5 protein-coding genes are annotated in these 9,517 nt (G+C 67.4%); all 5 read left to right on the forward strand.

The window, feature by feature from the left end; genetic code table 11:
• Positions 1 to 114: 114 nt before the first annotated feature.
• Positions 115 to 1,086: a PE family protein gene (locus tag AC5Y5V_RS27915; RefSeq protein ID WP_499941664.1), complete on the forward strand. Its 972-nt coding sequence runs from the start codon at positions 115 to 117 to the stop codon at positions 1,084 to 1,086.
• 27 nt (positions 1,087 to 1,113) lie between these two features.
• A complete protein-coding gene (locus tag AC5Y5V_RS27920; RefSeq protein WP_499941666.1) occupies positions 1,114 to 2,100 on the forward strand; it encodes a PE family protein in 987 nt (328 codons plus the stop codon).
• A gap of 104 nt (positions 2,101 to 2,204) precedes the next feature.
• The gene (locus AC5Y5V_RS27925; protein ID WP_499941669.1) at positions 2,205 to 4,925 is read left to right on the forward strand and encodes a PE family protein; all 2,721 of its coding nucleotides are present in this window, start codon (positions 2,205 to 2,207) and stop codon (positions 4,923 to 4,925) included.
• Positions 4,926 to 5,017: 92 nt separating this feature from the next.
• A complete protein-coding gene (locus AC5Y5V_RS27930) occupies positions 5,018 to 6,133 on the forward strand; it encodes a PE family protein (protein ID WP_499941671.1) in 1,116 nt (371 codons plus the stop codon).
• A gap of 990 nt (positions 6,134 to 7,123) precedes the next feature.
• Positions 7,124 to 9,517 (forward strand): PE domain-containing protein (locus AC5Y5V_RS27935; protein WP_499941673.1); only part of this gene is annotated, 2,394 nt, incomplete at its 3' end.

The raw sequence follows: 9,517 nt of genomic DNA on the forward strand, positions 1-9,517 counted from the left end.
GTGTAACGCTGAGCCGACTCTGACGGAAGTCATGTACGGAGTTATTGCGCACCAGTACACTAACCGTTCTCAGTCAGCGAGCGCCTGCCGCGACGCGACGATAGGAGACGTTCTATGTCCTTCGTGGCGGTCGCGCCGGAGTTGGTGGATCAGGCGGCTGCTGACCTGGCACGCATCGGTTCGACGCTCAACTCCGCCCACGCGGTAGCGGCGCCCGCCACGACAGGGGTGATTCCCGCCGCCGCCGATGAGGTGTCGCGGGCGATCAGCACGCTGTTCGGTGTCCATGCCAGGGAATTTCAAGCGCTCAGCGCCCGCGCCGGGTCTTTCCACGCCGATTTCGTGAGATTGCTAAAGGCCGGCGTGGGCTCCTATGCCAGCACCGAGGCCGCCGCCGCGGCCGGGCTGCCGCCCGCCTACCAGGCCGCCATCGCGGATACGCAGGCCGGCCTGCAGGGCATCCGGAGTACCTTCGCCCACGTCACGGTGCCGACGGTGCTCGGCGCGATCACCGGCTACCCTCAGCTGCTCGGTTCGGCAATCCAGACGGGAAATTTCCAGCCGGTTCTGAACGTCCCGGTGAAGCTGGCACTCGGCCTGAACACGGTGACCCAGGCGCTCGCCAGCCCCGTCTACGTGTCCGGCTTCGCACTGACCCCACCCAACGTGACGCTCGGGCTGGGGCTAGGGCTGCCGGAGGTACTGCTGCTCGATGCCCTGGGCGCGCCGCTGAACGCCGGGCTCGCGGCCGCACACAGCGTCTCGACCATCGCCGGCGCGCTCCAAACTGGCGACTCGCTGGCGGCGATGGCCGCACTCGTCGATGCTCCCGCCCACATTGCCGACGGCTTCTTCAATGGCCAATACACGCTGGGGCTGAACGCGTCGTTGCTGGGAGTGTCCGTGACGGCCCAGGTTCCGTTCGGCGGACTGCTCACCCCCGTCGCACCGATGTTCGCGTCGGTTACGGCGCCCGGGTTCCCGCTGATACACAACATCACGGTCACCGGCCCGCCCCTCGGAGGTCTCGCCGACGCCGTCGTGAATTATCTGCCCACCTTCTTCGCGGATGCACTCGGACCGTAGGGGCTAGTGGATTGAGGTGAACCGGATATGTCGTTCCTGACCGTAGAGCCGGAACTGATCGAGTTCGCGGCTCAAGATCTGGCAGGCATCCGCTCGGCGTTGGCCGAGTCGTCCGCGGCCGCCGCGGCGCCCACGACGGGAGTGCTGGCCGCGGCCGAGGACGAGGTATCGATCGCGATCGCGTCGGTGTTCGGCGGCTTCGGCCGGCAATATCAGGCTCTCAGCGTTCAGGCGACGGCGTTTCACGACGAGTTCGTCAACGTACTGAGTGCCGGTGCGCGTTCGTATCTCGCCACCGAACTCGCCAACGCGGAAAGCAACTTGCTGAACGCGGTGAATGCGCCCGCCTTGAACCTTTTGGGGCAGGGTTCGGCCGCCACAGCGCTGGCGGCCGGCGAGGAGGCGCTGGGCAAGGTCGGCGCCGCGCTACAGGCCGCCCAGCCGTTGCTGACCCAGGCCGGTGGTGAATTTCTGCTCGCCGGACAAGGCGCGCTCACCGGCCTTGTTCAACTGCAGCCCGCCTTTGTCGACCTCGCCAATGCGAGCAGCGCATTTCTGGCGGCCGGGACGGGTGCCGTCACCGGGCTCAGTGCGCTGGGGACCGCCGCCACCCAGCTCGTTCAGGGTGTGGGTTACATCGGCCTGGCCGCGGGCAGCGCGGTGTCCGGCGTCGGCGCACTCGGTGGCGCCGTGGTGATGGTCTTCAATCCCGCCACCATCGCGCTGGCCGTGCCGAGCGCCCTGGGCGGGCTCGGGCTGCTCGGGACTGCCGGCGTGGAGCTCGTCGCCGGCATCAACAGCCTGAGCAAAGTGGTGCCGAATGTGGTGACCGGCATCGCAGCACTGCAGGGTGCCTATGTCGATTTCAATCAGGGTGTGGGTTACCTGTCGCTAGCCTGGGACCACGCCGCGCCGGGGTTGGCGACGCTGCAGATCGCCGCAAATGACCTTCTCGACGGCGTCGGTTACGTGCAGGCGGCCGCCGACGCCGCGGGCGGTGTCCTGCGCGCGTAAGACTTGGCCGTTCGGCCAAAATGCAGGATGTCGACGTTACGTTAACCTAGGCTCCTTTTACGCGATGGTCATCGAGGACCGCCGCAGAGTCTGGGGAGACGAACATGTCGTTTCTAATAGCCAACACGGAACTAGTTGAGTCTGCGGCTCTGGACCTGGCGGGTATTCGCGCCGCGCTCGGCGATGCCACCGCTGCCGCGTCGGCACCTACGACCGGGGTGGCAGCCGCCGCCGCGGACGAGATCTCGGCCGCGATCGCGAGGGTGTTCGGCACATACGGCCAGGAGTTCCAGGTCCTCAGCGCGCAAGCGACGGCATTTCACTCCCAGTTTGTCCAGACCCTGAACCAGGGCGCGGCGCTGTATGCGGCCGCCGAAGCCGCCAACGCGTCGCCGATGCAGGCCGTCCTGGCCGCGGTGAACGCCCCCGCCCAGTCGCTGCTGGGGCGGCCGCTGATTGGCGACGGCGCAGACGGAGCGGCCGGGACCGGGTCAGGCGCCGGCGGCAATGGCGCGCCCGGCGGAATCCTCTTCGGCAACGGCGGCAAGGGCGGAGTCGGTGGGCCCAACGGCGGAGCCGGCGGCAACGGCGGGGCCGCCGGTTTGATCGGTACGGGCGGTACCGGCGGTCAGGGCGGCGGGAACGCCGCCGGTGCCGGCGGAGCGGGCGGCGCCGGCGGCGCCGGCGGGCGATTCTTCGGCAGCGGAGGCGCCGGCGGGGCCGGTGGCGTCGGATCAACATCCACCGGTGCCGGCGGGACCGGTGGCAACGCCGCATTCTTCGGCAATGCCGGTGCCGGCGGGGCGGGTCCCACCGGCGGTACCCCAGGGCACGCCGGGCTGCTGGTCGGTGACGGCGGCGACGGGGGAGCCGGTTCCGGTGCGGCCGGCTCGGCCGGCGGGCTGATCGGTGCCGGCGGTGCCGGCGGTTCAAGCGCCACGGGTGCCGGCGGAGCCGGCGGAAACGCCTTCATCGGCGACGGCGGGCACGGCGGCTCGAGCACCGGCGGCGGCGGCGGTAGGGGCGGGGACACGCTGATCGGTACCGGCGGCGACGGCGGGTCGGCCGGCGGCACCGGCGGCGCGGGCGGCGGTGCCGGCGGCAGCGTCGGGCTCTTGGGATCCGGTGGGCACGGCGGGGACGGCACCGCCGCCTCGACATCCATCGCGGGCGTCGGCGGTGCGGGTGGGGCCGGCGGAGCGGGCGGCAACGCCGGATTGTTCTCGGGTGACGGCGGCACCGGTGGAGCCGGTGCCAGTGGTGGAAACACCACGGTGAACGGGCTGGGCAGTGGCGGTAGGGGTGGCACGGGCGGTGCCGGCGGCAACGCGAGCTTGATCGGTAACGGCGGACATGGTGGGGCCGGTGGGACCGGCGGGAACAACACAACTACGGGACTCTTTGCCGGCGCCGGCGGTTCCGGCGGCAACGGCGGTCAAGGCGGTGTCGCGGGGCTGCTGGCCGGCAACGGCGGGGACGGCGGAGACGGCGGCACCGGCGGGATGACCAGGGCCAACAGCACCGCGGGTGGTACTGGCGGCGCTGGCGGAGCGGCCGGCAGCGCCTTCGTGATCGGTAACGGCGGGCACGGTGGCGCAGGCGGGACCGGCGGCGCGAACAATGCAACGACCGCTGCGGGAGGTCCCGGCGGTACGGGTGGAGCCGCTGCGGCCGGTGGCGCCGGCGGGCGATTCTTCGGCGACGGCGGGACCGGCGGCGCCGGCGGGGGCGGCGGCGCGGCCTCCGGCAACGGCAACGGTGGGGCCGGGACCAACGGCGGTACTGGCGGCAACGCCAACTTCATCGGGAACGGCGGCGACGGCGGGGCAGGCGGCGTCGGCGGTGCCGGCTCCGGCACCGGCACCAAGGGCGGGAACGGGACCGGTGGTAACCCGGGAACCGCTGGGCCATTCGGACACAGTGGGACGCCCGGTCCCACCCCCACTGCTGCGTTGAGCCTGAGCAGCCTGGCTTCGCCGCTCGCCGCTGGGCCGCTCGACCCGATCATCGGGCCTTACCAGAACCTGATCACCAATACGGTCACCAACCTGCAGAGCATCGGGGCTGGCTGGCTGGCCAACCCCTCGCCATTCCTGAACCAGATCCTGGCCAACCAGTACGCCCATACCCAAACGGTCGTATCTTCGCTTTCGAATGCCGCCAGGGACTTCTCGGTGGGGCTGGCCGGGCTGCCGCCGGCCATTCAATCGGGTGATCTACCCGCGGCGCTGGTACGACTCTTCATCACCGGCGCCGACGTCAGCGACCTATCGAACATCACGCTGCTCGGCACCATCGGAGACTTCAAGCCGATTTCGGCGATCCCCGGCATGATGGCGCAGAACTTCGCTGATCTGGTCAGAGTGGTGACGGACACGAACATCGGGGTCGACATCTCGAACCTGTTTGCACCGAAGATCAACTACGGGCTGCCGGTGATGACGACCATCAATTCGCTGGGCGCGGTGGTCACGACGGGCGCCGCAATTGGTGACAGCGCGACAACATTCGTCAACGCGGTACAGTCCGGGAACGTGGGGGCGGCATTGACCGCGCTCGCCGTCGCTCCCGCCAACATCGCCAACGGCTTCCTCAACGGTCAGGTCACCATCAGCATCCCGGTGAACGTGTCGATTCCGGCAGTGAGTGACATAACGGCCAACATCCCGTTCGGAGGCGTGCTCGCGCCACTCGGGCACGCGTCAGGTTCGGCAAGGATCGGGGGTATTCCGACCAACATAGTGTTCGGTGGGACGCCCATCGGCGGCATCGTCCCCACCCTGGTGAACTACGCACCGGAGTTGCTCGCGGAGGCGCTGCGCTAGGGCCCAGCAATCTTACGCGCGGGAAATTCCGGTTCTCCCGCGGGCAAACCCGCATCTCATTAGGCTTGTGCCGCGCCTAACGGGAGAAGTAAATGTCGTACGTGATCGCGGCTCCAGAAATGGTGACGGCCGCCGCCGCGGATTTGGCGGGCATCGGCTCCACTCTGGGCGACGCCACCGCGGCGGCAGCAGCACCGACGACGGGGATCGCGGCGGCTGGCGCCGACGACGTCTCGGCGGCGATCGCCCGGGTATTCGGCGCCTACGGCCACGAATTCCAGGCCCTCGGCGCGCAGGCGTCGGCGTTCCACCAGGAATTCGTCAGCCTGTTGAGGTCGGGTGCCGGTGCCTACCTGAGTACCGAGGCCGCCAACGCGGCCGCGACGGCCGTCAGCCCGTACCAGACGCTCGTCACGCACACCGTGGCCAATCTACAAAGCCTCGGCGCCACCTGGGCGGCAAACCCAGCGCCGATCCTGCGGCAAATTGGCGCCAACCAGTTGGGCTACGCACAACTGGCCCTCACCGGGATACGGGGTGCCGCGCTGGAGGTCGTCGGCGGGCTGCTCGAGGTGGGGACCGGCCTGCACCGCTCCGTGCAGGCTCTGGCCGGCGGCAACTTCACCGGGGCGGCGCGCACGGCGTTGGAGGCTTTGTCGGAACTCACCCTCATTCCCCAGTCCCCGGCGATACCGTTCAACACCATCGAGGGCGAGATCTGGCAGAACTTCGTTAGCTATGCCCGAACGAGCACGGATCTGGCCGTCAGGTTCAACCCGGACCCCTTGGCCGTCAACTTCGGATTGCCATGGGCGCTCGCCGCCGACGCAATCGGGGCGCCGATCACCACCCTGCAAGCCACTGCGACCGCGACCTCGGGTCTGGCCCATGCCGTACAGGCCGGCGACTTTCCCGGCGCGTTCATCGCGGCCGTCAACGCGCCGGCCATCATCGCCGACGGGTTCCTCAACGGCACCGGGCCGCTCACGTTCACGACGGCCGGCATTCCCATTCCGATCTTCCCGACGTTCACCGTCAACTTCCCGGTAAGCGGGATCCTCGCCGCACCCGCCACGCCGTACGTCACGGCGACGGTAGACACGGTGGTGGCCGGTCCCGTCGACCTCACAATCGGGGGTACGCCGGTCACCGGATTGGTTCCGGGTCTGCTGCGTGCGACCGGCATCCTGGCACAGTCGATCTCCTAGCTGGTTTTCGGTCGCGAAATCCGGCCCGGGGTTTGCAGCCTCCTGTGGGATCGGCCAAAAGGTCCGCGCATGGATGGGACCGCAAACTGAGGCTCCGCGACCGGCGGTGTTGTCATGCCGGGGCTACGGGTAACTCCGCCCGCAGCGGACGCTCCGTCCCGTTAACTGGTTGGGGCGCCACGTATTACGGCCGCGTCCGCTGCGCGTCGTCCACGGATCGACGCTCTCGGCTGGCGGTCACACTCCTCGAGTTGCTAAGGCCGTCAAAATGATCTTGAGCTCGGTTTCTTCGGCTCGATAGTTTCGGCACAGCGATACCAGAAGGTCGCGGCGGGCTAGCCGTGGAGCATTCGCGCCCGTGGCTGTCGGACCCTGCGTGGTCGACCCCGAACGGACAGGATGCAACCGAATGTGCCTGTTGATGGCATTATCGATCTTGATCGAGTCGGTCTATGTCCAAACGCGTTTCGGTACATTGATACCAAACTGCGGTGACCGGGTCCGCTTGCCGACTGGCGCACTCCCTTTGGCCCATTTCGTTTGATGGCTTTTTGTGGATGCGCGATGTTTGCGTCAAATGATCGTTGCTGGACAGCATTTCGATCTTGATCGCAAACCCTTTTCGCGCCAGTGAGTTTCGGTACAGCTATGCCAAAATAACGCAATTTAGGCCGAGTGGCAGTTCGTACCATCCAGATCATTACCGCGCCAACCGAGTGACGGACGCTCGCGAAGATGCATCAAACACTGTCCCTAACAGCACAGTTCGTGTCTGAATCCGGACAACTGGTCTCACTGCTACAAGGCCAAGTTGTCGCTAGCGGCGTGTCTGATTAGAAATTTTCTCAACTTCTAGCTATTTGTGGTTTGTGCGTGCTAGATAGTGGGCACAGCGTATTGCACATGTGTTGCGCCGACGAGTTCGGGCCTCGTCGAGTCACAGATGGTTTGTTCATTCGGGTCGTTCTTCGAGTTCGTGGGGTGATGGACATGTCTTTTGTGATTGCAGAGCCAGACTTGGTACAGGTCGCGGCCCAGAGCCTGACGGGCATTCGCACGTCGCTGGATGAGGTCAATACCTTGGCGGCGCGGTCGACCATTGCCTTGGCGCCCGCGGCCGCCGACGAGGTGTCGGCCCAGATCGCGCAGCTCTTCGGCACTTTCGGCAAGGAGTACCAAGCTGTCAGCGCCCAGGCGACAGCGTTTCATGCCGAGTTCGTCAAACTCTTGGGCAGCAGCGCTGCGGCATACATCGAGGCCGAGGTCGCCAATGCGGCCCAACTACTCCACGGCGGAGGTTCCCTCGCGGCGCACTTCGGGGGCGGACTCTCCGGGCTGGGGGCCCAGATCAGTGGGGCCCTGTCCGGCAGTGTCAGTGGCGGGTTCGGGGGCTCCCTAGGGACCTTCCTGAGTGCTGGTCTGGGCGGCATCACTCTGCAGACCGGCGGTGCCGTCCTGTCGGGCGTCGGCGCCGGGCTGGTTCAGACTGGCCAGGCAATTACGAACCTTGGTCTCGCACTTGAAAATAGCGGAGCCATGCTGTCGAACTTGGGCGCCCATCTGGCCGTCCAGGCCAATGCGGCGCTCTCGGCAATCCTTAACGGCGAGTTGTCGATAGCGATCAACGCCATGCTCTCGGGCGGCCTGAGCGGCACCGAACTGCTGGCGTTGCTGCAGAACTTGAGCGCCAGCTTCTCCGGCGGGCTGACCGGCCTGACCGCGCAGCTGACTGCGGCTTTGACGGCAGGCACCAGCGGGCTGCTCGGGGCGGTGCAGACCGGTGGTGAGCTGTTCGCCGCTCTGGCCGGCAACTTTGGTGCGAGCCTGACCGGCGCGCTGCAGACCGGAGAGACACTAGTCGCTCATTTGGCGACCAAACTGGGTAACCTCGGCGTCAGCCTATCCGGCGGCCTGCCCGCACTGAGCGCGGAGTTGATGCTGGCAATTCAGTCCAGCATCAACGACATTGGCGTGACTCTGTCGGGCGGGTTGGGCAACCTCGCCGCAGAGTTGGGCGCGGCGCTAAGCGCGGGCGCGAACGGGTTCCTCGGCGCAGTGCAGGCCGGTGGTGCTGTATTGGCCAACGTGGCCGGCAGCTTCGGTGCTGGCCTGACCGGTGCGATTCAGGCCGGCCAGAGTTTGGCCGGGCAGTTGTCGGCGGCGATTGAGGCCAGCCTGAACGGTCTTGGCGTCACGCTGTCCGGTGGGCTGGGTGGTTTGGCCGCCGAACTAGGTGCCGCGCTGACCGCCGGTGCCAACGGCTTTGTCGCCGCGATCCAGGCAGGCGAGACGGCGTTGGCGAATCTGGCGGGGGCGTTTACGGCCGGATTCACGGGTGCCATTCAGGCGGGCCAGACGCTGGCTGGGCAGCTGCTCGCTCAGTTGGGCAACTTGGGCTTCTCCTTCAGCCTGCCCGCCCTGAGTGCCCAACTGTCCGCGGCAATTCAGGCCAGCCTCAACAGCATCGGCGTCACGCTGTCCGGTGGGCTGGGTGGTTTGGCTGCCGAACTGGGTGCCGCGCTGACCGCCGGTGCCAACGGCTTTGTCGCCGCGATTCAGGCGGGCGAGACCGCGCTGGCGAACCTGGCCGGGGCGTTCACGGCCGGGTTCACGGGTGCCATTCAGGCCGGCCAGACGCTGGCTGGTCGGTTCCTCGCCGAGTTGGGCAACTTCGGCTTCTCCTTTAGCCTGCCGGCGTTGTCGGCGCAGTTGTCGGCGGCAATTCAGTCCAGCCTCAACAGCATCGGCGTCACGTTGTCGGGTGGGCTTGGTGGTCTGGCAGCCGAGTTGGGTGCGGCGCTGAGTGCGGGGGCGAACGGGTTCGTCGCGGCGATTCAGGCGGGCGAGACGGCGTTGGCGAATCTGGCGGGTGCGTTCACTGCCGGGTTCACTGGTGCGATTCAGGCCGGCCAAACGCTGGCTGGTCAGTTCCTGGCCCAGCTCGGTAACTTCGGGTTCTCCTTCAGCTTGCCGGCGTTGTCGGCGCAGTTGTCGGCGGCAATTCAGGCCAGCCTCAACACCCTTGGGCTGACCTTCTCTGGTGGGCTGGGTGGTTTGGCCGCCGAGCTCGGTGCCGCGTTGACCGCCGGTGCCAACGGATTTATTGGTGCGATTCAGGCGGGCGAGACGGCGTTGGCGAATCTGGCGGGTGCGTTCACTGCCGGGTTCACGGGTGCCATTCAGGCGGGCCAGAGTCTGGTTGGTCAGTTCCTCGCCGAGTTGGGCAACTTGGGCTTCTCCTTTAGCCTGCCGGCGTTGTCGGCGCAGTTGTCGGCGGCAATTCAGGCCAGCCTCAACACCCTTGGGCTGACCTTCTCCGGTGGGCTGGGCCCGCTGGCGGCGCAGTTGGGTGCGGCGCTGACTGCCGGTGCCAACGGATTCGTA

The sequence above is a fragment of the Mycobacterium sp. NGS68 genome (genome assembly GCF_059812195.1).

Excerpts from the sequence above, each read along its gene's own strand:
- AC5Y5V_RS27925 (WP_499941669.1), top strand. The coding sequence starts at position 2,205 with ATGTCGTTTCTAATAGCCAACACGGAACTAGTTGAGTCTGCGGCTCTG.
- AC5Y5V_RS27930 (WP_499941671.1), top strand. The coding sequence starts at position 5,018 with ATGTCGTACGTGATCGCGGCTCCAGAAATGGTGACGGCCGCCGCCGCG.
- AC5Y5V_RS27920 (WP_499941666.1), top strand. The coding sequence starts at position 1,114 with ATGTCGTTCCTGACCGTAGAGCCGGAACTGATCGAGTTCGCGGCTCAA.
- AC5Y5V_RS27915 (WP_499941664.1), top strand. The coding sequence starts at position 115 with ATGTCCTTCGTGGCGGTCGCGCCGGAGTTGGTGGATCAGGCGGCTGCT.